The organism is Rhodospirillales bacterium, from assembly GCA_016710335.1.
Taxonomy (GTDB): Bacteria; Pseudomonadota; Alphaproteobacteria; order Rhodospirillales; family Defluviicoccaceae; genus JADJXQ01.
This window is the reverse complement of record JADJXQ010000004.1, coordinates 140,606-164,396: the sequence shown is the minus strand read 5'-3', so window position 1 is coordinate 164,396 and position 23,791 is coordinate 140,606. Positions and strand designations below refer to the sequence as shown.

The 23,791-nt window shown below is 66.7% G+C and carries 21 protein-coding genes and 1 pseudogene; 14 read left to right on the top strand and 8 right to left on the bottom strand.

Annotation, left to right across the window (positions count from 1 at the left end):
* Entirely contained in the window at positions 1-1,926 is a 1,926-nt protein-coding gene (locus IPM60_08450) for a peptidoglycan-binding protein (protein ID MBK8907922.1), read from the bottom strand.
* Here IPM60_08450 and IPM60_08445 point away from each other — a divergent pair.
* On the top strand, positions 1,891-2,244 hold the full coding sequence (locus tag IPM60_08445) for a hypothetical protein (GenBank protein ID MBK8907921.1): 354 nt from the start codon (positions 1,891-1,893) through the stop codon (positions 2,242-2,244). The two genes, IPM60_08450 and IPM60_08445, sit on opposite strands and share 36 nt — an antisense overlap.
* A gap of 226 nt (positions 2,245-2,470) precedes the next feature.
* Here IPM60_08445 and IPM60_08440 read toward each other — a convergent pair whose 3' ends face one another.
* Positions 2,471-3,724 carry a tyrosine--tRNA ligase gene (locus IPM60_08440; protein MBK8907920.1) on the bottom strand — a complete coding sequence of 418 codons (1,254 nt, stop codon included), beginning with the start codon at positions 3,722-3,724 and terminating at the stop codon, positions 2,471-2,473.
* A gap of 53 nt (positions 3,725-3,777) precedes the next feature.
* On the opposite strand from IPM60_08440, the gene IPM60_08435 reads away from it, so the two are divergent.
* The 5 genes from IPM60_08435 (at position 3,778) to IPM60_08415 (ending at position 9,839) form a co-directional block, all read left to right on the top strand.
* Positions 3,778-4,929 carry an anhydro-N-acetylmuramic acid kinase gene (locus IPM60_08435; GenBank protein ID MBK8907919.1) on the top strand — a complete coding sequence of 384 codons (1,152 nt, stop codon included), beginning with the start codon at positions 3,778-3,780 and terminating at the stop codon, positions 4,927-4,929.
* Between the two features lie 156 nt (positions 4,930-5,085).
* Positions 5,086-5,571, top strand: coding sequence for a terminase small subunit (locus tag IPM60_08430; protein ID MBK8907918.1), 486 nt, complete (start codon positions 5,086-5,088; stop codon positions 5,569-5,571).
* Positions 5,572-5,679: 108 nt separating this feature from the next.
* The gene (gene pgi / locus IPM60_08425) at positions 5,680-7,320 is read left to right on the top strand and encodes a glucose-6-phosphate isomerase (protein MBK8907917.1); all 1,641 of its coding nucleotides are present in this window, start codon (positions 5,680-5,682) and stop codon (positions 7,318-7,320) included.
* Positions 7,321-7,346: 26 nt separating this feature from the next.
* A complete protein-coding gene (mutL, locus tag IPM60_08420) occupies positions 7,347-9,155 on the top strand; it encodes a DNA mismatch repair endonuclease MutL (protein ID MBK8907916.1) in 1,809 nt (602 codons plus the stop codon).
* 105 nt (positions 9,156-9,260) lie between these two features.
* Complete coding sequence (locus IPM60_08415) at positions 9,261-9,839, top strand: TIGR02281 family clan AA aspartic protease (GenBank protein MBK8907915.1); 579 nt, start codon at positions 9,261-9,263, stop codon at positions 9,837-9,839.
* Positions 9,840-9,870: 31 nt separating this feature from the next.
* On the opposite strand, the gene rsmD is transcribed toward IPM60_08415, so the two are convergent.
* From rsmD to IPM60_08400, 3 genes are read right to left on the bottom strand one after another with little or no spacing between them, the layout of a single operon-like run.
* Positions 9,871-10,431, bottom strand: coding sequence for a 16S rRNA (guanine(966)-N(2))-methyltransferase RsmD (gene rsmD, locus IPM60_08410; GenBank protein MBK8907914.1), 561 nt, complete (start codon positions 10,429-10,431; stop codon positions 9,871-9,873).
* Positions 10,428-11,300: an rRNA pseudouridine synthase gene (locus IPM60_08405; protein MBK8907913.1), complete on the bottom strand. Its 873-nt coding sequence runs from the start codon at positions 11,298-11,300 to the stop codon at positions 10,428-10,430. The genes rsmD and IPM60_08405 overlap by 4 nt, the downstream gene beginning before the upstream one ends.
* Entirely contained in the window at positions 11,236-11,964 is a 729-nt protein-coding gene (locus IPM60_08400) for a gamma-glutamyl-gamma-aminobutyrate hydrolase family protein (GenBank protein MBK8907912.1), read from the bottom strand. Before IPM60_08400 ends, IPM60_08405 begins: the two co-directional genes overlap by 65 nt.
* An 89-nt stretch (positions 11,965-12,053) precedes the next feature.
* On the opposite strand from IPM60_08400, the gene IPM60_08395 reads away from it, so the two are divergent.
* Positions 12,054-12,488 (top strand): nucleoside deaminase, encoded by a 435-nt coding sequence (locus IPM60_08395; protein ID MBK8907911.1) that lies wholly within the window; start codon positions 12,054-12,056, stop codon positions 12,486-12,488.
* 168 nt (positions 12,489-12,656) lie between these two features.
* Positions 12,657-14,012, top strand: a complete 1,356-nt coding sequence (gene prsR / locus IPM60_08390; GenBank protein MBK8907910.1) for a PEP-CTERM-box response regulator transcription factor — start codon at positions 12,657-12,659, stop codon at positions 14,010-14,012.
* 25 nt (positions 14,013-14,037) lie between these two features.
* Here the strand turns inward: prsR and IPM60_08385 are convergent, their stop codons facing one another.
* Together IPM60_08385 and IPM60_08380 are read right to left on the bottom strand one after the other, a co-directional pair.
* Positions 14,038-15,330 (bottom strand): nucleotide sugar dehydrogenase, encoded by a 1,293-nt coding sequence (locus tag IPM60_08385; GenBank protein MBK8907909.1) that lies wholly within the window; start codon positions 15,328-15,330, stop codon positions 14,038-14,040.
* 75 nt (positions 15,331-15,405) lie between these two features.
* A pseudogene (locus IPM60_08380) lies at positions 15,406-16,367 on the bottom strand (DMT family transporter).
* A 69-nt stretch (positions 16,368-16,436) separates the two neighbouring features.
* Here IPM60_08380 and IPM60_08375 point away from each other — a divergent pair.
* The 6 genes from IPM60_08375 (at position 16,437) to IPM60_08350 (ending at position 21,238) form a co-directional block, all read left to right on the top strand.
* On the top strand, positions 16,437-17,294 hold the full coding sequence (locus IPM60_08375; GenBank protein ID MBK8907908.1) for an N-formylglutamate amidohydrolase: 858 nt from the start codon (positions 16,437-16,439) through the stop codon (positions 17,292-17,294).
* A complete protein-coding gene (locus tag IPM60_08370) occupies positions 17,294-18,448 on the top strand; it encodes a carboxylate-amine ligase (GenBank protein ID MBK8907907.1) in 1,155 nt (384 codons plus the stop codon). The genes IPM60_08375 and IPM60_08370 overlap by 1 nt, the downstream gene beginning before the upstream one ends.
* 60 nt (positions 18,449-18,508) lie before the next feature.
* A complete protein-coding gene (locus tag IPM60_08365; GenBank protein MBK8907906.1) occupies positions 18,509-18,940 on the top strand; it encodes a CBS domain-containing protein in 432 nt (143 codons plus the stop codon).
* Between the two features lie 423 nt (positions 18,941-19,363).
* Positions 19,364-19,564, top strand: coding sequence for a hypothetical protein (locus IPM60_08360; protein MBK8907905.1), 201 nt, complete (start codon positions 19,364-19,366; stop codon positions 19,562-19,564).
* Between the two features lie 226 nt (positions 19,565-19,790).
* Positions 19,791-20,159, top strand: a complete 369-nt coding sequence (locus IPM60_08355; protein ID MBK8907904.1) for a hypothetical protein — start codon at positions 19,791-19,793, stop codon at positions 20,157-20,159.
* Positions 20,156-21,238, top strand: a complete 1,083-nt coding sequence (locus IPM60_08350; protein ID MBK8907903.1) for a sulfotransferase — start codon at positions 20,156-20,158, stop codon at positions 21,236-21,238. The genes IPM60_08355 and IPM60_08350 overlap by 4 nt, the downstream gene beginning before the upstream one ends.
* Positions 21,239-21,329: 91 nt before the next feature.
* Here IPM60_08350 and gyrB read toward each other — a convergent pair whose 3' ends face one another.
* A complete protein-coding gene (gene gyrB, locus IPM60_08345; protein MBK8907902.1) occupies positions 21,330-23,786 on the bottom strand; it encodes a DNA topoisomerase (ATP-hydrolyzing) subunit B in 2,457 nt (818 codons plus the stop codon).
* Positions 23,787-23,791 lie beyond the last annotated feature (5 nt).

Here is a 23,791-nt window from a genome sequence, read left to right as displayed (position 1 = left end):
CTAGTTGGCGCGCTTGGTGCGGCCTTCGAGATCGCTGATCAGGTCGGCGTTGACCTCCCCGTCGACGGCGCCGCCGTAGCTTTGCCGGAAAGCGCGGATGGCGCCCCGTGTCCGCGGCCCCATGAGCCCGTCGATCGGACCCGGGTCGAATCCGAGGCCCGCCAGCATCCGTTGGGCCGCCTCGACCTGAGCCCGGGCTGGAGCCGGCGGCGCACTGTCGGTCACAGCGGACGTGCGCGACGCCACCTCTGCCGGCTGCGCCGCCGCCTGCCGTCCCTGATCCGCGTCGGCCTGCTCCGCTCCCACCGGCCCCGCCGCTCTCGGGTCATCCACTGGCATCGGCATGGGCCCCATGACTTCGGCGCGTTCGCCGGGCAAGACAATGGGTGTCGGGCCGGCATTTTCGGCGGCAGGATCGAGTCTCGCCTCCGCGGCCGTGGTGATCGCTGCCGCAGGCGGACCGGCGACAGCCGCAACCTCGCGCTCGTCCTGGCCGCTGCCGCCGTGCGTCAGGTAGGTAAGCGTGATACCGCCGACGAGCAGCACGAGCCCCCCGACCGCTGCCCGCCGCGCCAAGCTTGTTTGGCTCGTAGCGAGCAGTGCCTGCAAACGCTCCTCCAGCGCCTTGAACGATATGGTCGGCATCCGGACGGTCGGCAGCGACAGCCCGGCGGCCAGCCGGCGCGCATTGCCGGCTGCCGGCATCTGCGCCCTCACCGCCCGATAGCGCACCCGAACCGGCTCCGTCGCCTCCGCCGCCCAAGAGAAGGACAGCGGTTTTGCGCGCCAGCGGGTAAACGCCCTCCATTTATCGGCCAACCAGAAGGTCGGCCGCGTCGCCTCGCGCGCCGCCCTCCTCCACTCCCTTTCCATCCAGCGCCGCAGACGAGCGCCGACTTCCAGAAACCGCTCTTCTGGCCGCCGTTCCATTCGAACACGGACCGGCGGCTCGGCCCGCAGCATGGTCGGCGGTGGCCCGGACAGGGTTTCACTCCGTCGGCGCATGGATGTCGCGGCCGCCGCGACAGGCGAGCGGTTGCGTGTTCCGACGGTCATCGATGGCGGCTTGCGCATCTGCCGCGGCGGTGACGATGCTGCGGTGTGGATCGATTCGGCGCTCCTGCTCGACGCCACCGTCTTGTAGGGACCGAATTGCAATTCCTTGAGCCGATCTTTGACGCTCAACGGCAGGAACAGGTCCCACGCCGCGTCTTTCACCCCCGAGGCCGGCAGCGGCAGGGAGCCCGCTGCAAGGGGCTTGCTCAGGATATGCCGACACAGGCGGGTGATGCGGCCGGGATAGCCGCGGGAGTAGAACGCGATGCGCTCGATCGCGGCGGCCGTGAACGGGTCGGGCCCGCCGTAGCCGGCCGCATCGAGGCGATGGCGGATCATCGCCTCGAGATGTTTCGTCGACAAGGGCTCCAGCGCGATGACGCGATCCGCCACCTGCGATAGCTCCGTCAGCTTAGAGGCGCTGTCATGAAGGACGGGCTTCGGCGTCGCGGAAAGCACGATCGTCAAGGGAGCCACCGATGCGCGGAACTGTTCCGCCCACGACCACAGGTTGTCGCGCACGTCTTCGGTCAGCCGGTCGGCGTCGTCCAACAGCAGCACGTTGACGGTCTGCTCGGGACGCTGGCACGACGAGACGATGTCATGCAGCGACGTCTCTTCGCTGCATTGGAACACCTGTTCGAAGCGCAACAGGCGAACGCCGCGCCGCTCCGCCAGCGCCTCCGCAAGAGCGACCATCAGCGATGTCTTGCCGATTTCCGGCCCGCCCGACACCAGAACCGACGGCACGCCGTCGCCGACGCTGGTGATCAGGATGGACAGTGCACCGCGGCGCACGGGGTCCAGGTAAAGGTGGTCGGAGCCTTCGGGGACGTGGAACGGCGCCTCGCCGATACTGCTTCTCGACACTTCCGCCTCTCCGCACTCAGCATCAACCGTCATGGCGTCAACAGCATCCCGACCTGTTTTGCGAACGTGATCGCGTCGCGCTTCGATGTCCCGAGGCTGCATCCTCTTGCCATCGGAATCCCTTTGTCAATCGATCTTTGCTTGCGAAATCTCATGCGCCGTATGATGCGGACCGGGCACCTTCCACTGGACGACGGCGCGACGCCCTTGGAGCATTTGCGGCACGGACACCTCCTTCAGGCGAGTAATCGTGCTCAAATACAGGCCGAAGGAGGATCAAACATCGGCAATAAAAAAGGCGGCTGGCTACAACTGTAGCTGCTTCCGCTTGCATCGCAATTACGCAGCGATTCTTCTGGGTATCGTTCTGCCCGGATCGGCCGACGAGACCCGCTTACGTGGCGACTACCCGAGTTCTGACTGCCAATGCGCGGGCCCGGCACGGCGCATGCGACCATTCGGCAAGCGCCCGCCGGCGATGATTCGGCTTCGTGGTGCTGCGGATTCGCCGGCGCACAGCACCAGCTCGGTTCAGCACACTCATTTATGTCACCACGACCATGGCGTGCCGCTTCTTTCCGGCGGAGAGTTTCAATTGCCCCAACGTGTCCCTGTCTCGGAGGGTCACGAGTCGCGTTTCATCTTCAAGCGGGGCGTTGTTGAGGCGGGCGCCACCGCCACGGATCAACTTGCGCGCGGCGGCGTTGGAGGCTGCCAGACCGGCGCGCCGGAACAGCTCGAATGCCGCAACGCCGGCCTCCAGCTCCGTCGCCGCGACCGCGATGCTGGGCAACGCCGCGCCTGCGGCGCCCTCGCCGAATGTCCGCTGCGCGGTTTCAGCAGCGTCCTCCGCCGCCTCCCGTCCATGACAGAGGGCCGTTGCTTCGGTCGCCAACAGTGCCTTGGCGCTGTTGATTTCAGACCCATTCAGGGCTTCCAGCCGCCGGATCTCGTCCATCGGCAGTTCAGTGAACAGCCGGAGGAAGCGCCCGACATCGGCGTCGTCGGCGTTGCGCCAGAACTGCCAGTACTGGTACGGAGACAACATGTCGTCCGACAGCCACACGGCACCATCCGCGGTCTTGCCCATCTTGGCGCCCGAGGCGGTGGTGAGCAGAGGGGTTGTGAGGCCGAACAGCCCATGATCGCCAATCCTTCGACCGAGCTCGACGCCGGAGACGATGTTGCCCCATTGATCCGAGCCGCCCATCTGCAGCCGGCAGTCGTAGCGGCGCGCGAGCTCGACGAAATCGTAGGACTGGAGCACCATGTAGTTGAATTCGAGGAAGGTCAGCGGCTGTTCGCGCTCCAGGCGCAGACGCACGGAATCGAACGTCAGCATGCGGTTGATGGAAAAATGACGGCCGACGTGGCGCAGAAAGGGAATGTACGCAAGGTTGTCGAGCCAGTCGGCGTTGTTGACCATCACCGCGTCGGTCGGACCGTCGCCGAACGCGAGAAACCGCGAGAAGATGCGGCGGATGCCGGCCATGTTGGCGGCGATGTCCGCGTCGCTCAGCAACATGCGCGCCGTGTCCTTGCCGGACGGATCGCCGATCTTCGTGGTCCCGCCGCCCATCAGCACGATTGGCCGGTGCCCCGCCTTCTGCAGCCGCCGCAACAGCATGATGGAGACCAGACTGCCGGCATGCAGGCTCGGCGCCGTGCAATCGAAGCCGATGTAGGCGGTCACCGGGCCCGTGGTGGCAAGGGCGTCCAGCCCGTCAAGGTCGGTGCACTGGTGCAGGTAGCCGCGCTCACGGACGATGTTGAGAAATTCGGATTGACAGGTGCTCATCGCATGGGGCTAGCACACATGCCACGTATAGACAACGCCACCGGATGGGAACGATGAGCGGGGCTCCCCTGCAAGACCGCGGAATCGCCGCCCTTCACGAAGTCCGCGCGCTTACCGCACTCGGCTTGATGAGCGGCACGTCGTTGGACGGGGTCGATGCCGCGCTTCTTGTGACCGATGGCGAGCATATCCTGGAGCGCGGTGCATGGGCGAGTTTTCCCTATGCGGTGGCATTCCGCGAGCGCCTCCGTGGGTTGCTGGGCCGCGAGCAGCGCCCGGGGGACGAGGCGGTGGTTCGCGACTTGACGCTCCTTCACGCCGAGGCCGTCGCGCGGTTGCTGGACCAGGCCGGCTTGGCAGCCTCCGACGTCGATGTGATCGGCTTTCACGGCCAGACTGTTATGCACCGCCCGGAGATCAGGCTGACCCGTCAGATCGGCGACGGCCGGCGACTCGCCGTGGAAACCGGTGTTCCCGTCGTCGAGGACTTCCGTTCCGCCGACGTCGCTACCGGGGGTCATGGGGCGCCCCTGGCGCCCCTCTACCATCTCGCTCTTGCGGAGAGACTGGAGAGGCCGCTTGCAGTCCTGAACATCGGCGGTGTCGCCAACGTCACCTGGATGGGCGCAGACGAAGGGTCCGGCGCCCCACCGGTACTGGCGTTCGACACCGGCACCGGCAACGCGCTGATCGATGACTGGGTGCGCCAAACCACCGGGCGCGCCTGGGACGAAGGCGGCCGCATCGCCGCCGTCGGGCGGATCGACGACCACAGGCTGCGCCCATGGCTGGACGACCCCTACTTCCGGGCAGCGCCGCCAAAGTCTCTCGACCGCGACCATTTCGCAGGCGTTCTTGCGACATTGCACGGCATGGACGCGGCCGACGGCGCCGCCACCCTCGCCGCGTTCACCGTCCGCGCCGTTCAGGCGGCGCTGGCCCACATGCCGGAACCGCCGCGGCGGTGGCTGGTCTGTGGCGGCGGTCGCCACAACGGTGTGCTGATGGCCATGCTTGCCGACGCTGTCGCCGCTCCGGTCGATCCGGTGGAGGCGGTCGGCTGGAACGGTGACGCGCTAGAAGCACAGGCCTTTGCGTTTCTCGCAGTGCGGTCCTTGCAGAGCCGGCCGCTTAGTCTCCCCACCACCACCGGCGTCCCCCGACCGCTGACCGGCGGCACCCTCCGTCTGCCGTCCATGTCCTGATGCGCCGCCGCACCACGAGGACGCGGAAGGCGGACGTCACACGGTATTTCGTCAACACGGCGCGGAAAGGCATGGGTGCGGGCGCGGCTTGACAACTAGCCTAAATAAGGCTTATATTCCTTGCATTCTCCCTTTCATATTCGGATGACATCCTCCATGCCCGATCTGATCTCGCAACGTAAGGAAAAGTTTTGCCGGCGGTATGTCGGCTCCCTCAATGCCGCCGCCGCTGCCCGCCACGCTGGCTACGCGCCGCAGTCGTGCCGCACCAGCGCCTACCGGCTGTTGCGGGAGCCCGCCGTGCAGGCGCGGATCGCGGAGTTGCAGGCCGAGGACGCCCGCCAGGTCGGCGATCAGTCGGAAACGCTGGTCGGCAAGCTGGAGTCAGTTTTCAGACTGGCGGTCGAGTATCACCACTTCAGCGCCGCGGTCCGCATCGTCGAGATGCAGGCGAAACTGGCCGGCATTGCCCCGAGCGGCCCGAGCGGCGGCAACCCCATCGGGCGACGCGGCAAATCCGCCGACAAGCTGGCGGTGGTTGCCGGTTCGCCTCCGGCCGAAGCGGCCAACAGCAACGACACCATCATCCCCGACGACGACCGGGAGGTCGCACTGAATCGCCACTCGAACCGCTCGGCCTGAGGGCCGCCGTCGCCACAGCGGCACCTCTCCACCCGCGGGTGGTGGCCGCGCAACCCGTCTGCTAATCTTCGCCGCAAATCTTGAACCGAGGGACGCGGAGGAGTTGAAATGCCGTCGATCGCGCAGTCGACCGCCTGGAAAGCCTTGGCCGAGCAACGCCAAGCCATCCACGCCGAGCACATGCGGGACCTGTTCGCCGCCCAAGGCAACAGGTTCGATGCAATGACGATTCGCGTCGGCGACATGCTCTTGGACTACTCCAAGAACCGCGTCACCGAGGAGACGATGCGCCTCCTTGTTGATTTGGCCCGCGAAGCCGACGTCGAGGGCTGGCGCGAGCGCATGTTTGCCGGCGAGAAGATCAACAACACGGAGGGCCGCGCCGTCCTCCACGTGGCTCTCCGCGCCGGCTCGGACGCCGACATCCGCGTCGACGGCGCCAACGTGATGCCGGAGGTCACGCGAGTCCTCGATCAGATGCGCGCCTTTTCCGATGCAGTGCGGTCCGGAGCGTGGGTCGGGCACACCGGCAAGCGCATCACCGACGTTGTCAACATCGGCATCGGCGGCTCCGACCTGGGACCGGTCATGGTTTCCGAGGCCCTCAAGCCCTACCAGCAGCCGGGCCTCGCCTGCCACTTTGTTTCCAACGTCGACGGCACCCACATCGCCGAAACCTTGAAGACGCTCGACCCCGAGACGGCGCTGTTCATCGTGGCGTCGAAGACCTTCACCACCCAGGAGACCCTGACCAACGCCGGCAGCGCCCGCGCCTGGCTGGTGGAGGCCCTCGGCGAGGCGGCTGTGGCGAAGCACTTCGTCGCGCTCAGCACCAACGCCGAGAAAGTGAGCGCCTTCGGCATCGACGTCGCCAACATGTTTGAGTTCTGGGACTGGGTCGGCGGCCGCTATTCGTTCTGGTCGGCGATCGGATTGCCGGTCGCCATCGCCATCGGCATGGACCGCTTCCTCGAAATCCACGAAGGCGGCCGCGCCATGGACGCCCACTTCCGCACCGCGCCGCTGGAGGCCAACATGCCGGTGGTGATGGCCCTCCTCGGCATCTGGAACACCGATTTCCTCGGCGCCGAGACCTACGCGGTGCTCCCCTATGACCAGTACATGCACCGCTTCCCGGCTTACCTGCAGCAGCTGGACATGGAGTCCAACGGCAAGTACTTGACCCGCGACGGCCATCGCGTCGACTACCGCACCGGCCCGATCCTGTTCGGCGAGCCGGGCACCAACGGCCAGCACTCGTTCTATCAGTTGATCCACCAGTCGACCCGCCTGGTTCCGTGCGACTTCATCGCCTCGGCGGAGAGCCACAACCCAATCGACGATCACCACCCGATCCTGCTCTCGAACTTCTTCGCCCAGACCGAAGCGCTGATGAGGGGCAAGACCGAGGCGGAGGCGCGGGCCGATATCGAGGCCGACGGCGCGTCCGGCGCGGCGCTGGAAGCCTTGGTTCCGCACAAGGTGTTCGACGGCAACCGGCCGACCAACTCCATCCTCGTCCGCCGCTTCGATCCCCGCACCCTCGGCATGCTGATCGCCCTGTACGAACACAAGATCTTCACCCAGGGGGTGATCTGGGGCATCGACTCGTTCGACCAGTGGGGGGTCGAACTCGGCAAGCAGCTCGCCAAGGCGATCCTTCCTGAACTCCGCGGCGGCGACACGGTCACCAGCCACGACTCCTCCACAAATGGCCTGATCAACGCCTACAAGGCCATGCGCGGCTGACGCTTGGAGGGCGGGCGGGGTCCATCATGACCGCCATCCGCCGGCTGCCCGAGACCATCGTCAACCGCATCGCCGCTGGCGAGGTGGTCGAGCGGCCGGCGGCGGCGGTCAAGGAGCTGGTCGAGAACAGCATCGACGCCGGCGCGAGTCGTATCGAGGTGGTGGTGCGCGACGGCGGCCGGTCGCTGATCGCGGTCACCGACGACGGCTGCGGCATGGGCCGCGACGAGTTGGCGATGGCGGTCGAACGCCACGCCACCTCCAAGCTCCCGGACGACGACCTCTGGCACATCGCCACCCTCGGCTTCCGCGGCGAGGCGCTGCCGTCGATCGGCGCCGTCTCCCGCCTTGCCCTAACCAGCCGCACCGGGGACGACGCGCATGCTTGGTCCCTCACCATCGATGCCGGCCGCGTCGGCGCGGTGGAGCCGGCCGCCCATCCGCCGGGAACCCGGGTCGAGGTGCGCGACCTGTTCTACGCGACGCCGGCGCGGCTCAGGTTCCTGAAAGCGACCGCCACCGAACTCGGGCACATCACCGACGCTGTGCACCGCCTCGCCATGGCTCATCCGACCGTTGCGTTCCAAGTCTCCGACGGAGCGCGCACGCCGGTCAAGCTGCCGGCGGTCGCCGGCGATGGGGCGCAGGCGCGGCTGGAGCGGCTGGCGGCAGTGATGGGGCGCGCATTCTCCGACAACGCGCTGCCCATCGACGCCGAGCGGGAGGGCATCAGCGTCACCGGCTTTGCCGGGCTGCCGACCCTCAACCGCACCACAACCGCGCAGCAGTTCCTGTTCGTCAACGGCCGGGCGGTGCGCGACCGGCTGTTGTACGGGGCCGTCCGCGGCGCCTATCAAGATGTTCTCGCCGGCGGCCGTCATCCGCTGGTGGCCCTTTTCCTCGACATCGCGCCGGAGTTGGTCGACGTCAACGTCCACCCGACCAAGGCCGAGGTGCGATTCCGAGACGCCGGCCTGGTCCGCGGCCTTATCGTCGCGGCGCTCCGCCATGCCCTCGCCGGCGCCGGCCATCGCGCCGCCACCTCGGTCGCCGACGCGGCCATTGCGGCGGTGCGGACGGACGGCGTGGCGTCGGGGAGAACGATGACATATCGGTTCCCGGCTCCGCGGCCGAGGCTGTCCCGCGGTCTGGCCGAGCAGGCGGCGCCGTTCCACGCGCCTCTGTTCGGCGGCAGCGCGACGCCGCCCGCGTCGCCGGAACCGGCGTCGCCCGACGGCCACGACCCTGCGGCCGCCTATCCCCTGGGCGCCGCCCGGGCGCAGGTGCACGGCACCTACGTCATTGCCCAGACAGCCGACGGCATCGTTATTGTCGACCAGCATGCGGCGCACGAGCGTCTGGTGCAGGAACGCATCAAGGCGGCGCTGGCGGCGGGCGGGGTTCCGCGCCAGGGACTCCTGATCCCGGAGGTGGTGGAACTGGAAGACGCCGCGGCCGACCGCATCGCCGGACGCGCCGACGAGCTTGCCGAGCTCGGTCTCCTGATCGAGCGCTTCGGGCCGGGAGCGGTGCTGGTGCGGGAAGTGCCGGCGCTGCTCGTGGAGGTCGACGCCGCCGGCCTGGTCCGCGACCTCGCCGACGATATGGTTGAAGTCGGCGAGGCCCTGTCCCTGAAGGACCGGCTCGGCGACGTCTCGGCGCGAATGGCCTGCCACTCCAGTGTCCGAGCCGGCCGCCGGCTGAACATTGCGGAAATGAACGCCCTGCTCCGCGACATGGAAGCGACGCCGCTCGCCGGCCAGTGCAGCCACGGCCGGCCGACGTATGTGGAGCTCAGGCTGGCGGACATCGAACGGCTGTTCGGCCGTCGTTGACGCAAAAACACCTCAATAAAATAGTACACCAGCGCTATGCACCCTGGGGTTTTTTATGGTAGGGTGCACACTCGTATTGGTTGATGAACAGGCGCGGGCTGCAGGATGGTCATCGGCGAAGTTCGACAGGATACGGAACGCAGCGGTGGGATATTGCGATGGGCGCTCAACCGGTTGATCGCCGTGGCGATCGTCGGGCTGCTGGCGGCGGTGGCCCTGGGTCCGCTGGCCGGAACGTCCTCCCACGATAGCGAAGCGCGCGACATCACCGTCCAGCGCGCCGGGGCGGACGCCGGCTCCGGCGCGCGAGGTCATCGCAGCCTGACGGTGAGGGCTGACGGTCACGGGCAATTCTGGCTGGACGGCCGCGTCGACGGCGCCCCCGTCCGCTTCATGGTCGACACCGGCGCTTCAAGCGTGGCGCTCGACCGCGAGACGGCGCGCCGCGCCGGGCTCCGCCTCGTCGCCAGCGACTTCACCGCCCGCAGCCAGACCGCCAACGGCATCGCCCGCACCGCGCCGGTGACCCTGCGCCGGTTGACCGTAGGCGCGATCACGCTCCATAACGTCGATGCGCATGTGGTCGATGCGCCGATGAACGGCATCACGCTGCTCGGCATGTCGGCGCTGCGCCGTCTTGAAGGCTACGAGGTGCGCGGCGACCGCCTTCTTCTGCGCTGGTAGCGGATCGTCGGCGTTTGCGCGCGGCCGGCCGTCACGCGTGCCTGACGAAGATCAGGCGCGCCGCGCCGTAGACGCGCTCGTCGACCACAATATGGTGCAGCGGTGGCTGGAACGGCTCGCGGGCGCCGACCTCGACGATCGCCACGGCATCGTCCGCGAGCCAACCGCGGGTCGACAAGCCCTGTAGCGCCGGCAGCGCCAGCCCGGACTCGTACGGCGGATCAAGGAAGGCGACGACGGAAGGCGCAACCGCGCTCCGCGGCGGCGGCAGCCGGGTCGCATCGAGTCTAAGATCGGTGATGGCCCGCGCCTCGCCCATCGACGCGGCGTTGCGGCGGATGGCGAGGAGAGCATCCGCATTGCTATCGATGAAGGTCGCGTGCGCAGCCCCTCGCGACAGCGCCTCCAGCCCGAAGGCGCCGGTGCCGGCGAACACGTCGACCACCGCCGCGCCGTCCAGCGCCGGCCACTCGGGTCCGTGTTCGAGGATGTTGAACAGCGCCTGGCGGACCCGGTCGGCGGTTGGCCGTACGCCTCCGCTGCCGGCGGCCCGGATGGCCCGCCCGCGGTGGCGACCGCCGATGATCCTCACCCTCGGCCCTTGACGGTGCGAGCCGCGCCGGCCGCGCGGGCGCGCGGCACCATGTCGCGCCCGGCCGCGCCGAGTTGTTCCCGCAGCACCTTGCCCTTGATTTCGTCCACCTGGCCGGGGCCTAGATTGCCGAGCTGGAACGGGCCATAGCCGATGCGGATCAGGCGATTGACGGTGAGGCCAATGTGCTCGAACACCCGCCGCAGCTCCCGGTTCTTGCCCTCCTTGATTGCGACGGCAAGCCAGGTGTTCAAGCCGGAGGTCCGTTCTCCCTGCGGCTCCGCCTGCGCAAGGATCGGGCCGTAGCGCACGCCGTCCACGGTGACGCCCCGCTCCAGCGCCGCCAGCGCCTTGGCGTCGACCATCCCGTAGGCCCGCACCCGATAGCGCCGCGTCCAGCCGGTCGCCGGCAACTCCAGGCGGCGCGCAAGCGCGCCCGAATTGGTCAGCAGCAAAAGTCCCTCGGAGGTCAGATCGAGGCGACCGACCGACACCACCCGGCCAAGCTCCGCCGGCAAGCGCTGGAACACCGTCGGACGCTGCTCGGGGTCGCGGTGGGTGGTCACCAGCCCGGCAGGTTTATGGTAACGCCACATGCGCACCTCTGGCGCGGTCGGCAGCGGTTTGTCATCAACGGTGATGGCGTCCGCACGGCTCACCGTCACTGCCGGCGAGGTCAGCACCCGGCCGTTGACCGCCACCCGCCCCGCCTCGATCCAGCGCTCGGCGTCGCGGCGCGAACAGAGGCCGGCATGGGCGATCACCTTGGCGATCCGCTCGCCGCCGCTGGCGTCGTTCATCCCGTCACCGCGCTTTCGCGGCGGCTTCGACGAAGGCGGCGAACAGGCGCCCGTCGCCGTCGTTGACATGGTATTCTGGGTGCCATTGAACGCCGATGCAGAAGCGATAGCCCGGCACCTCGATGCCCTCGATGACCCCGTCGGGCGCGATGGCGTTGACCACCACGCCGTCCGGAACGTCGGCCGCCGCTTGATGATGGGCGCTGTTGACGGCAAGCTCCCCGGCGCCGACGATGGCCCGAAGCCGCGTTGAGTCGACGATGCGCACCGTGTGCCCCGGCTCGTCGCGTGGGTTCTCCTGCTCGTGGGCGAGGGCGCCCGGGATCATGTCGGGGATGTGCTGAATGAGGGTGCCACCGAGGACCACATGCAGAAGCTGCTGACCGCCACAGATGCCCAGCACCGGCTTGTCCGCGGCGAGCATGGCTCGAGTGACAGCTACCTCGAAAGCCGTCCGCCGGTCCTTGGTGCGCACCGTCGGATGCCGCGTGGCGGCGCCGAACAGCGCCGGGTCGACGTCGAAGTCGCCGCCGGAGACGATCAGGCCGTCGACCAGGTCCGCGTAGGCCTCGGCGTGTTCGACCTCATGGGGCAACAACAGCGCGAGTCCGCCGGCGCGCGTCACCGCCGCGCCGTAATTCTCACGAAGCGCCAGCCACGGAAACGCGGAGTAGCCTCCGGGCGCGTTGGCGTCCATGGTGATACCGATGACCGGCTGGCGGGTGCGTGACATGGCCGAACTCTAGGACGGTGCGCCCCTCAGGGCAATGCGGACCAGGATCGAGCCGGCTTGAGGGCGAAATGACGCGACGGCTCTCGATGATGCGGCTGGCTTTGGCCGAGGCCCGCCGGGCGGCGCAAATCGGCGAGGTGCCGGTCGGCGCGGTGGTCGTCGACGCCGCGGCCGGCGCCGCGGTCGCCGCTGGACACAATTGCGTGGAGGCTTGGCGCGATCCGACCGCGCACGCCGAGATGCTGGTGATCCGGGCCGCCGCGCGGGTGTTGAAGACCCCGCGCCTCGTCCACTGCGACGTGTACGTCACGCTGGAACCGTGCGCCATGTGCGCCCAGGCGATGGCCCATGCCCGTGTCCGCCGGCTGGTGTTCGGCGCCTACGACCCAAAGGGAGGCGGCGTCGACCACGGTGCTCGTGTGTTCGACCAACCCACCTGCCACCACCGCCCCGAGGTCATCGGCGGCGTCGATGAAGCCGCCTGCGGCGCGATGCTGCAAAGCTTTTTCAGAGCCCGACGTTGATGCCACGCAACGGAAGATTGCCAAGAACGGAACGCGTGCAACCAAAACGAAAACCCGCTATAGTGGCGCGATGTTTCCAGGTCTCAGCTTTTTTGTGCAGGACGGCGACGCCGACGCATTTGCGCCGACGGCTGCACATGCTGGCGCACCAACAGGAGGCAGGCCTCTGTGAGCTCCGGCGGAGCGCAGAAGCTGCTGATCGTCGATGACGACGAAGCGCTCCGCCGGCAGCTCCGCTGGGCGCTGGACGGATATGAGGTGCTGCTCGCCGGTGATCGACCCTCCGCCGTGGCTGCGGTGCGGCACCAGCATCCGCCCGTGGCCCTGCTCGATCTGGGTTTGCCGCCGGATCCCGACGGTGCGTCGGAAGGTCTTGCCGCCCTCGACGAGATCCTCGCCGCGGCGCCCTCAACGAAGGTCATTGTGCTCAGCGGTCAGGCGCAGCGCGATCATGCAGTGCGCGCCGTGGCGCAGGGGGCCTACGACTTTTACGAAAAGCCCATCGAACTGCACGCCCTGGATCTGATCCTGCGACGGGCCTGCCACCTTCATGCCCTGGAGAGCGAACATCTGCGTCTGACGGCCGCCGATCCGCCGCCGGCGCTGCCCGGCCTGATCACCGTCAGCGACGCCATGCTAAAAGTTTGCGCCGAGGTGCGCCGCTTCGCGCCGTCGGATGTGTCGATCCTGTTGCTGGGCGAGAGCGGCACCGGCAAGGAAGTGGTTGCGCAGGCGGTGCACGCCTTGAGTCATCGCGCCGGCGGACCGTTCATCGCCATAAACTGCGCCGCAATTCCCGAGCACCTCCTGGAAAGCGAGTTGTTCGGCCATGAGAAAGGGGCTTTCACCGGCGCGACGCGCACGACGCCCGGCAAGGTCGAACTGGCCGACGGCGGCACCCTGTTTCTGGACGAGATCGGCGACCTGCCGTTGCCGCTGCAAGCTAAGCTGTTCCGCTTCCTGCAGGAGCGGGTGATCGAACGGGTCGGCGGCCGCACGCCCATCCGCGTCGACCTCCGGGTGGTGTCCGCCACCAACAAGCATGTTCTGCCGGAGATCGCTCACGGAACCTTTCGCGAGGAGCTCTACTACCGACTGAGCGGGGTCGTCCTGCAAATGCCGGCGCTCCGCGAGCGGCCGGAAGACGCCCTCGCTATCGGCCGGCACTTCCTGAAGACCATGGCCCGCGACGAAGGCCGGCCGGTGCGCAACTTCGCCGCCGATGCAGTCGCGGCGATCATCCGCTACGGCTGGCCGGGTAACGTGCGCGAACTGGAGAACCGCATCCGCCGCGCGGTGGTCGGCGCCACCGGCCCCCTGGTCACTGCCGCGGACATGGACCTGGCCGCCGACCGGTTCTGCCAGACCACCATCAGCCTCAGGGAGGCGCGCGAGAAGGCAGAGCGCATGGCGGTGTCCCGAGCCATGCTCGCCGCGGACAACAACGTCTCCAAGGCCGCCCGCCTGCTCGACATCAGCCGCCCCACCCTCTACCAGCTCCTCCGCGACCACGGCATGCGGTAGCCGGCCCTGGGCCGATCCGGCGGTGCTACAAGCGCCAGAGGGTGACGCCTTCCGGCAGGTGATCGCGGTCGAGGCAAGTTCGGACGTCGGCGACGACGCCGCGGCCGTGCTTCAAAAGCCCGGTCACCAGGGGCCAGCCGCCGTCCCGGTACAGATCGTGGGCGACCGCGAGGACGACTGCGTCGGCCGGCTCCAGCGCCTCCATCGGGACGAGCCCGATGCCATATTCTGCTTCGACCTTGGCTGCGTTGGCCAGCGGGTCGTGCACCTGAACCGTTACCCCGAACGACTCCAACTCTTGCACGATGTCGGTGACCTTGGTGTTGCGGAAGTCGGGGACGTTTTCCTTGAAGGTGATGCCCAGCACCGTGGCCCGGAGGGGGCCGCTGCGGTTGCCGTTTTTCAGCAAACGCTTCAGGGTTTCCCGCGCCACCCACCGGCCCATGCCGTCGTTGATGCGCCGTCCGGCGAGAATGACTTCGGGATGATAACCGGCGCGCTGGGCGCGATGGGTCAGGTAATAGGGATCGACGCCGATGCAATGGCCGCCGACCAGACCCGGCGTGAACTGCAGGAAGTTCCACTTGCTGCCGGCGGCGGCGAGCACGTCGCGCGTGTCGAGACCGAGCCGGTCGAAGATCAGGGCCAGCTCGTTCATCAAGGCGATGTTGAGATCGCGCTGCGTGTTTTCGATCACCTTGGCGGCCTCGGCGGCGCGAATGCTGGGGGCCCGATGCACTCCGGCCGTCACCACGCTCTCATACACCGCGGCGACCACGTCGAGCGCCTCCGGCGTCTGGGCGGAAACCACCTTGACGATGGTCTCGAAGCGGTGCTCCTTGTCGCCGGGATTGATGCGCTCCGGCGAGTACGCAACGGCGAAGTTGGCGCCGCTGGTCAGGCCGGATTCCGCCTCCAGGATCGGAACGCAATCTTCTTCGGTGGCTCCCGGATAGACCGTCGATTCATAGACGACGATGTCCCCCGGCTTCAGCGCCTTGGCGACGGTATGGGTGGCCGACAGCAAGGGTCGGAGGTCCGGGCGGGCGGTCTGGGTGATCGGCGTCGGCACGGCAACGATGAAGAAGTCCGCGGTGCGCAGATCGGCCGGATTGCTCGTAAAGCGGAGCCGCGCCGCCTTCAGATCGGCCGACGCGACTTCGTGGGTGCCGTCGACGCCCTCCCGAAGCTCTCGGATGCGCACCTCGTCCACGTCGAACGCGATGACCGGATGAGCCCCCCGACGTCCGAGCGCAACGGCGACCGGCAGCCCCACGTACCCGAGGCCGATAATCGCGATTCTACGATCGTGACCCATTACCTTGGCTCCCCCTGACCTTCTTCCGCCAATGTCCGCGCTCGGCGCCTCCTCTCGCATCGGCGTCCAGCCGTGTCAAGGGCCCGCCGGGGCGGTGGGTCTGGCGCTGCTTCGCGTCCCACGGCGGGCGAGATAGATGCCGGCCAGGATCAGCGCGGCCCCGATGGCCTGGATCGGACCCAGTGCCTCGCCGAGCAGGATCCACGCCAGCACTGCGGCGATCGCCGGCTGCAGCAGGAGGCTCACCGAGAGAACGCGGCCGGCAGATGGGCAAGGGCATAGGCGATCATGCTCTGCCCGCAGACGTGGGAGATGAGCGCCAGTCCGGCCAGCACCAGCCAGCCCTCGATCGTCACCGCCACCAGGCTTTCGCCGGAAGCGAGCGCGATCGGCAACAGGAACGCGCAGTTGAATAGCCCGGACCATGCCATGATGGTCGGCGTGGAGAAGCGCGCCCTGAGTTGCCCGACGGCGACGATGTAAGCGGCATAGAACACCGCGGTGCCGAGGCCGAGGGCGTCGCCGATCAGGTGGGTGCCGCTGAGGGTGAAGCTTCGGCCCATGAGCACGCAGGCGCCGGCGAGCGCGGTCGCCATGCCGATCAGGAAGGTGCGCGAGAACCGTTCGCCGAACAGGGCGTAACCGCCGAGAGCCACGAACACCGGTGCGAAGTTGGCGAGCAGGGTGGCGTTGGCGACGCTGGTATATTCGATCGACCAGTGCCACAGCGCCAGGTCGCCGGTGAAGAACAGGCCGATTGCCATCAGTCCGAGATAGTCGCGCCGGGTCGCCGGACGAACAGGCTTGGTCGCGTGCGCCTGCAGAGCGTTCCACAACCACAGCACCGGGAGCGCCAGCAACAGCCGGTGGAACGCCGTCGCCGTCGGCCCGAGTTCGCTCAGGCGCACGAAGATCGGAGCGAAGGCGATGGCAGTCGCTCCGGCGAGCAGCACCGGCAGGGCGAAGCGGCTGACGCGGGAGTGCCTGCCGGCGGATGTGACGCTCGTGGGGGCGGTGACACTTCGCAATGGCGGCATGTGCGGCTAATATACGGTTTCATGCCGGAGATGAAGCCGCATCGATTTCGAGGAGCAGTGCGCGGATCCATGCCGAACGATCGTGACGACGCCCTGACCAGCCGCTTGGAGGAAGTTCCGGGCGTGGCCGAATCCGTCGCATCCATCACGACGTTGATCGGCCCCGCGGATCCGCCGCCGTTTCGGGTGGTTAATCCGGGGGGCAGTGCGCCGCTGCTCATCGTCTGCGACCACGCCAGCAACCTGATCCCGCCGGTGCTCAACGGCCTCGGCGTCAGCGACCACGATCTCCGCCGCCACATCGGATACGACATCGGCGCCGCCGACCTGACGGAGAAGCTGGCGCGGCGCCTGGATGCGCCGGCGGTCCTGGCCGGGTACTCGCGTCTGCTGATCGACTGCAACCGCCAGCCCGGCGACCCGCAGTCGATCCTCGATGTCAGCGACGGAACGCTCATCCCCGGCAACGTCGGCCTCGACGAGGCGGAGCGGGTGGCCCGCACCGAAACCTTCCACTGGCCGTACCACCACGGCATCGAGACGGTGCTCGCCCATCTGCGGCGGCGCGGCCCGGAGCCGGTGTTCTTCTCTGTCCACACCTTCACGCCCAGCCTCGGCGGCCGCGACCGGTTCTGGGATATCGGCGTGCTGTGGAACCGCGACCCGCGCATTGCGGTGCCGCTGGTCGATCTGTTGCGCCAACACGGCGACCTGAAGGTCGGTGACAACGAGCCGTATTCAGGCAAGGACATCGCCTATACGGTCAACCTTCACGCCGGCGCGGTGGGATTGCCCAATGCCGCGGTGGAGGTGCGTCAGGACCATTGCGAAACGCCGGATGCCTGCGAACGCTGGGCCAAGATCCTCGGGGATGCGATGGAGCAGATCCTGGCGATGGACCATCTTCATGCTCTGGGTGAATTCTGATGGCGATCATCGACGGAAGTGGAACCGGGGATCCGCCGCTGACCATCGGCGTCGAGGAGGAATACCTGCTCGTCGACATCGACACCCGGGAACTGATCACCGATCCGCCGGCGGCAATGATCGCCGAGTGCGAAGCGCGCATCAAGGACCTGGTCAAGCCGGAATTCCTGACCTCGCAGCTCGAAATCGCCACCCGCGTCTGCGCGAGCCTGCAGGAGGCGCGCGACGAGCTGGCGTGGCTGCGGCGGACGGTGGCCGACATCGTCGGTAGGTATGGCATCGCGCCGATCGCCGCCTCCACCCATCCGTTTTCCGAGTGGCAGCTTCAGAAGCACACGGACAAGCAACGCTACCACATCCTCGCCCGCGACATGCAGGCGGTGGCGCGGCGGCTGCTGATCTGCGGCATGCACGTCCATGTCGGCATCGACGACGATGAACTGCGCATCGACCTGACCAACCAGATCGGCTACTTCCTGCCGCATCTGCTCGCACTGTCGACGTCGTCGCCATTCTGGCGCGGCGAGGACAGCGGCCTCAAGTCGTACCGGCTCAGCATTTTCGACGAATTGCCGCGGACGGGGCTGCCGTCGCGGTTCGATTCCTATGGAGAGTACCTCCGTCACGTCCAGGTGCTGGTCGACGTCGGGCTGTTCGAGGACGCCAGCATGATCTGGTGGGACGTGCGCCCCAGCGTCCGCTTCCCCACCATCGAGATGCGGATCACCGACGTGTGCCCGCTGCTCGACGACGCGATCTGCATCGCTGCCCTGTTCCGCTGCATCGTGCGCATGCTCTACCGCCTCCGGCGCAACAACCAGCGCTGGCGCACCTACGACCGACTGCTGATCAACGAAAACCGCTGGCGCGCCAAGCGCTATGGCATCGACGAAGGCTTGATCGATTTCGGCAAGGGCGAGTTGATCCCGTTCCCGGACCTGATCCAGGAACTGATCGAGCTCACGGCGCCCGACGCAGCGGTGCTCGGTTGCACCGAGCAAGTGCTGCATTGCAGAGAGATCCTTCGCCGCGGTACAAGCGCACACCGGCAACTGCGCACCTTCCAGGATGCGAAGGAGCGCGGCTGCGACAGCCACCAGGCGTTGTGCGAGGTGGTCGACATGTTGATCGAAGAAACGCTGGAAGGTCTTTAAGGCAGGGGAAAACCGGCAAGAGGTAGTAACGCCCGAACGTCTGCGGATGGAGAAATGACGATGTATGTATCCGATATCCTCAAGAGCAAAGGCAACGACGTGGTGTCGATCGCGCCCGATGCGTCGGTGACGGCGGCGCTGGCGCTGCTCTGCGAGAAGAAGATCGGCGCGGCGCTGGTCCTCAACGAGGACGGGTCGATTGCCGGCATTCTGTCGGAGCGCGATCTGGTTCACGCATTGCATCGCTTTCAAGAAAAGTTCATCGAAAAGCGCGTCAGCGACCTGATGACGACGGAGGTGGTCACCTGTTCGCCGCGGGATCCGGTGACCGGCATCATGGGCATGATGACGGCGCATCGGTTCCGCCACGTGCCCGTAATCGACCACGGTAAGCTGGTCGGGGTGATCAGCATCGGCGACGTGGTCAAGAGCCGCATTGCGGAAGCGGAAAGCGAGGTCGAGGCGCTGCGTCAGTACATCACCGCAACCTGAAACCTGGCCGGCTCATTTCATACTATCCGGCCAGGTTTGCAGCCCTCGCACGCCGGCTCCCGCCGGGCGTGTGCAATTTGAGCTTCAACTGCTGCTTCAATGTCGGTAAGGTGCGGAGACCGTGTGCTGGCCGTAGCGCCTCCCGTTTGAGTTGCGTAGAGGGCAGATGCGGCGGATACAGAGGAGTAATCGCTTTCCGGACTAGTACAAAGTAGCTCGCAAGCTTGGATCAGTATGAATAAAAAACAAAAAAAGTGGAGCCTTGGTGGGACTCGCGGACATTTCCCAGCATTGGTGTGCTCTTCCCCACATGTACTTTCGACGGCTCAGGGAGCGACAGCGTCAACCGTTCCATCATTGGTGAGGTATGTAATGCCAACTCAAAGTCTCATCCAGCGCCTCATGACGAATGTCCTCTCGATTATGGCGATCCTCATTGCGTTACTTTCGTTTCCCACTGACACCCTGGCTTACGTAGGTCCGGGTGCGGGCCTTTCGGCGATCGGCTCGGTGCTCGCGGTGGCCGCCGCGCTGGTGCTCGGGGTGGTTGGCTTCGTCTGGTACCCGGTCAAGAGATTGCGACGCAATCGCCGCGCACGTACTGCAAAGACGCAGCAGCAATAGCCACGCCCCTGTGCGCCGCGGACAACCTGGGACGCGGCCGCGTGCAGCCGCCTCGCGCGTAGACCGCGCGAAGGCGATGATCGCGTAGACCGCGCGGAGGCAATGATCGCGTACGCCGCGCGGGAGCAATGATTGCGTAGACCGCGCGGGGGAGAGGGGCGCTGCCGGCCTGCGCGCCGGCGGAGGCTCCGCGGTCGCCGGGCCTGAAGTGAGGAGCTGATCGACCTTGGTCGTTTTTGCGGCAGTGCTGGCTATTGCGCTCTTCATCGTCGTCTTTCGGCTTCTGCGGGTCGTGGCTTACGGTTCGGAGGTACTGGTCGTCGTCCGCCGCTCGACCGCGGCAATGACGAACAAGGAGATGGACGACGACGCCAAGGAGGCCATCGTCCGCGAAGCGACAGTGCGCCTATTGGGGTTGTTTGTTCAGGTCACGGTGCGATCAGCTGTCGCGGTCCTTGTCCCGACAGCCGCCCTGTTCGCACTGCAGGCGCTCGACCTGGTGGCGGTCGAGGAGGTGGTCGCGTTCACGCTCAGATGGTATGTCATCGTCATTGCCGCAGTTGCGATGATCGTTTTCGAACGGATGCGTACATGACGTTCCAGCATCGCTACTCCAAGGTCGATCAGTTCCTTCACACCCTTGCCTTTCGCAACATCGGCCTGCAGAAGATGCTGGCCGATATGGAAGATCAGGTTTACCGGAAACGGGTATCCGCGACGCCTGTGGTCGCGCCGGTGTTCATCACGTCGCTGCCGCGCGCCGGAACGACGCTGATGTTGGAGACCCTGTCGGCGCTGCCGCAGTTCGCCGCCCACACCTACCGCCAGATGCCGTTCGTCCTCTGCCCTCTGTTGTGGAACACCCTGTCGCAGCGGTTCCACCGCAGTGGCGACGTTCAGGAGCGAGCTCACGGCGACGGCATGACGATCGGCTTCGACAGCGCCGAAGCGTTCGAGGAGGTGCTGTGGAAGGCATTCTGGCCGGAGAAATACCACGCCGACCGCATCGAGCCATGGACCGGTGAAGACATCAACGACGAGTTCGACGAATTCTTCGTCAACCACATCAAGAAAATCGTTCTGCTCCGCGCCGACGAACCGCGCACCTCGGTGCGCTACGTGTCCAAGAACAATGCCAACGTCGCCCGCATCAAGACGTTGACGCGGCTGTTTCCGGACTGTGTCATCGTGCTCATGTTCCGCTCGCCCCTACAGCATGCCATGTCTCTACACCGCCAGCACAAGAACTTTCTGCAGAAGCATGCGGAAGATCCGTTCATAAGGCAGTACATGGAACAGATCGGCCATCTGGAATTCGGAGACTTGTTGCGGCCGTTCGACTTTGACGGCTGGCTCGATCGTGACTGCCGCGACACGGCGGAGCAGATCGGGTTCTGGGTCGCCTACTGGGTGAATTGCTTCAAGCAGGTCGTCGCGCGGCGCAGTGACGCGGTGAAGCTGATCGACTACGACCGCTGCTGCACCGAGCCCGGCGCGGCCATGCACGCTTTAGCCGCGGCACTCGACATCGACGACCCGGGACTGCTGCTGGAGCAGGCGTCCCGGTATCGTGCGCCCCGCATCCATGATCCTGCAGGCCTCGACATCGACCCGGCCCTCGCCGCCGAGGCCGCCAAAATCCATGACGAGCTCAAATCGACGGCGGTCTTCTGATGCCTGTCCTTGTCGGCTCACCCGTGCGGGGCTAGTGCAATGGTGCATTCAAAGCATGCACCATTGCTGCACGTAACTCTTGAGTTCGTGTTCAAACGTCCAGATTGGCGACCTTGAGGGCGTTTTCTTCGATGAAGGCGCGGCGCGTCTCGACGACGTCGCCCATCAGGGTCGAGAACACCTCCTCGGCGTCGTCCGCGTGGTCGACCCGCACCTGGAGCAGCGACCGCACCTCCGGGTCGAGCGTCGTCTCCCACAGTTGCCCCGGGTTCATCTCGCCGAGCCCTTTGTAGCGCTGGATGGCGATGCCCCTGCGGCCGATATCCATGACTGCGTCGAACAGGGACATCGGCCCGGTGACGCGGTGCTCCTTATCCTTGACCACCAGCGTGCCGTGCTTAGCGTAGAGTTCCTGGAAATCGCCGGCCATGGTGTTGAGGCGCCTCGCCTCGATGGAGTCGATGACGGCGGAGTCGATGGCGTGACGCTCGCTGACGCCGCGGAGTGAGCGCGAGAGCAGCAGGCCGCCATCATCTAGCGGCGCCCCCTGCCAGCCGCGATCGACCTCCTCCTCAAGCGCGTCGAGACGCCGGGCCACGTATGCCGCCGCCGCGGCCGCCTGCTCCCGGTTTGACAATACGCCAAGATCGAGCGCCCCGGCGATCGCCACCTGTTCGATCAGGCGGAGCGGCAAATGCGCGGCAAGACGCTCCAGGCGGCTCTTGACACCGCGGGCATCGAGGATCAACCGCCGCAGGTCAGGGCCCCCCACCTGGCCGCCGGCATAGGTGGTGAACACGGCGCTGTCGTCAATGACGCTGCCGGAAATGTAGTTCTCCAGCGCCGCATCGTCCTTGAGGTAGACCTCGCTCGACCCCCGCTTGGCGCGGTAGAGCGGCGGCTGCGCGATGTACAGGTAGCCGCGGTCGATGAGCTCCGGCATCTGCCGGAAAAAGAACGTCAGCAGCAGGGTGCGGATGTGGCTGCCGTCCACGTCCGCGTCCGTCATGATGATGATCCGGTGATACCGGCATTTGTTTACGTCGAAGTCCTCGCGGCCAATGCCGGTGCCGAGCGCCGCAATGAGGGTGCCGATTTCCGCCGAGCCCAGCATCTTGTCGAAGCGGGCCCGCTCCACGTTGAGGATCTTGCCGCGCAACGGCAGGATCGCCTGGTTGGCGCGGTTGCGGGCCTGCTTGGCCGAGCCGCCGGCCGAGTCTCCCTCCACGATGAACAGTTCGCTCTTGGCCGGATCGCGCTCCTGACAGTCGGCAAGCTTTCCCGGCAGCGAGGCGATGTCCAAGGCGCCCTTGCGCCGGGTCAGTTCGCGCGCCTTGCGGGCGGCTTCGCGGGCGGCGGCGGCGTCGATGATCTTGGCGACGACCTTGCGCGCCTCGGCCGGGTGCTCCTCGAACCAGCGGTCCAGCTGTTCCCCCACCACGCCCTCGACCACCGGGCGCACCTCCGACGACACCAGCTTGTCCTTGGTCTGGGCCGAGAACTTGGGGTCCGGCACCTTGCACGACAACACGCAGGTCAAGCCTTCGCGGGCATCGTCACCGGACACCGCGATCTTCTCGCGCTTGGTCACGCCCGTCCTTTGCGCATAGGCCTGGATGGTCCGCGTCAGAGCGGCGCGGAAGCCGGCCAAATGGGTGCCGCCGTCCTTCTGCGGGATGTTGTTGGTGAAGCACAGCATGGTCTCGTGGTAGCTGTCGTTCCACTGCATCGCCAACTCCACGAGGATCGGCCCGCGCTCCCCTTTGACCAAGACGATCTCGCTGTGCAGCGCTGTCTTCGACCGGTCGAGCCAGGCGACAAAGGCGGCGACGCCGCCGTCATAGTGCAGTTCGACGGTGCGCGGTTCGACGGGGCGGTCATCGGTGAGGCGGAGGCGGACACCTGAGTTGAGGAACGCTAGCTCCCGCAGCCGATGTTCGAGGGTGGCGAAATCGAACTCGGTCATCGTGAACGTGCCTGGAGACGGCAGGAAGGTGATTTCGGTGCCGGTGCGGGGACGGCCGGCGTCGGTCATCGGAGCATCGCCGACCACCGCCAGCGGCGCCTCCGGCTCCCCGTCGCGGAAGCGCATGGCGTAGGTCTTGCCATCCCGCCAGATCCGCAGTTCCGTCCGCTCCGACAAGGCATTGACCACAGAAATGCCGACGCCGTGCAGTCCGCCGGAGACCTTGTAGTTGCTCTGGTCGAATTTGCCGCCGGCGTGAAGCTGAGTCATGATGACTTCCGCCGCCGAGACGCCCTCCTCGGTATGAATGCCGACCGGAATGCCGCGACCGTTGTCACGCACGGTCACCGAGCCATCGGCGTTGAGCCGGACCTCTATGGTGTCGCAATAACCGCCGAGGGCCTCGTCGATGGCGTTGTCGACCGCCTCGTAGACCATGTGGTGCAGCCCGGAGCCGTCGTCGGTGTCGCCTATGTACATGCCGGGGCGCTTGCGCACCGCTTCCAGCCCGCGCAACACTTTGATGGAATCCTCGTCGTACGTCTCGCTGGCGGCGCTGCCGGCGGCCATCGGATCGCTCATCCTTC

Excerpts from the sequence above, each read along its gene's own strand:
- IPM60_08440 (MBK8907920.1), bottom strand. The coding sequence starts at position 3,724 with ATGAGCACCTGTCAATCCGAATTTCTCAACATCGTCCGTGAGCGCGGC.
- IPM60_08435 (MBK8907919.1), top strand. The coding sequence starts at position 3,778 with ATGAGCGGGGCTCCCCTGCAAGACCGCGGAATCGCCGCCCTTCACGAA.
- IPM60_08430 (MBK8907918.1), top strand. The coding sequence starts at position 5,086 with ATGCCCGATCTGATCTCGCAACGTAAGGAAAAGTTTTGCCGGCGGTAT.
- pgi (MBK8907917.1), top strand. The coding sequence starts at position 5,680 with ATGCCGTCGATCGCGCAGTCGACCGCCTGGAAAGCCTTGGCCGAGCAA.
- mutL (MBK8907916.1), top strand. The coding sequence starts at position 7,347 with ATGACCGCCATCCGCCGGCTGCCCGAGACCATCGTCAACCGCATCGCC.
- IPM60_08415 (MBK8907915.1), top strand. The coding sequence starts at position 9,261 with ATGGTCATCGGCGAAGTTCGACAGGATACGGAACGCAGCGGTGGGATA.
- IPM60_08405 (MBK8907913.1), bottom strand. The coding sequence starts at position 11,300 with ATGTCAACGACGGCGACGGGCGCCTGTTCGCCGCCTTCGTCGAAGCCG.
- IPM60_08400 (MBK8907912.1), bottom strand. The coding sequence starts at position 11,964 with ATGTCACGCACCCGCCAGCCGGTCATCGGTATCACCATGGACGCCAAC.
- IPM60_08395 (MBK8907911.1), top strand. The coding sequence starts at position 12,054 with ATGCGGCTGGCTTTGGCCGAGGCCCGCCGGGCGGCGCAAATCGGCGAG.
- IPM60_08385 (MBK8907909.1), bottom strand. The coding sequence starts at position 15,330 with ATGGGTCACGATCGTAGAATCGCGATTATCGGCCTCGGGTACGTGGGG.
- IPM60_08375 (MBK8907908.1), top strand. The coding sequence starts at position 16,437 with ATGCCGAACGATCGTGACGACGCCCTGACCAGCCGCTTGGAGGAAGTT.
- IPM60_08370 (MBK8907907.1), top strand. The coding sequence starts at position 17,294 with ATGGCGATCATCGACGGAAGTGGAACCGGGGATCCGCCGCTGACCATC.
- IPM60_08365 (MBK8907906.1), top strand. The coding sequence starts at position 18,509 with ATGTATGTATCCGATATCCTCAAGAGCAAAGGCAACGACGTGGTGTCG.
- IPM60_08360 (MBK8907905.1), top strand. The coding sequence starts at position 19,364 with ATGGCGATCCTCATTGCGTTACTTTCGTTTCCCACTGACACCCTGGCT.
- IPM60_08350 (MBK8907903.1), top strand. The coding sequence starts at position 20,156 with ATGACGTTCCAGCATCGCTACTCCAAGGTCGATCAGTTCCTTCACACC.
- gyrB (MBK8907902.1), bottom strand. The coding sequence starts at position 23,786 with ATGAGCGATCCGATGGCCGCCGGCAGCGCCGCCAGCGAGACGTACGAC.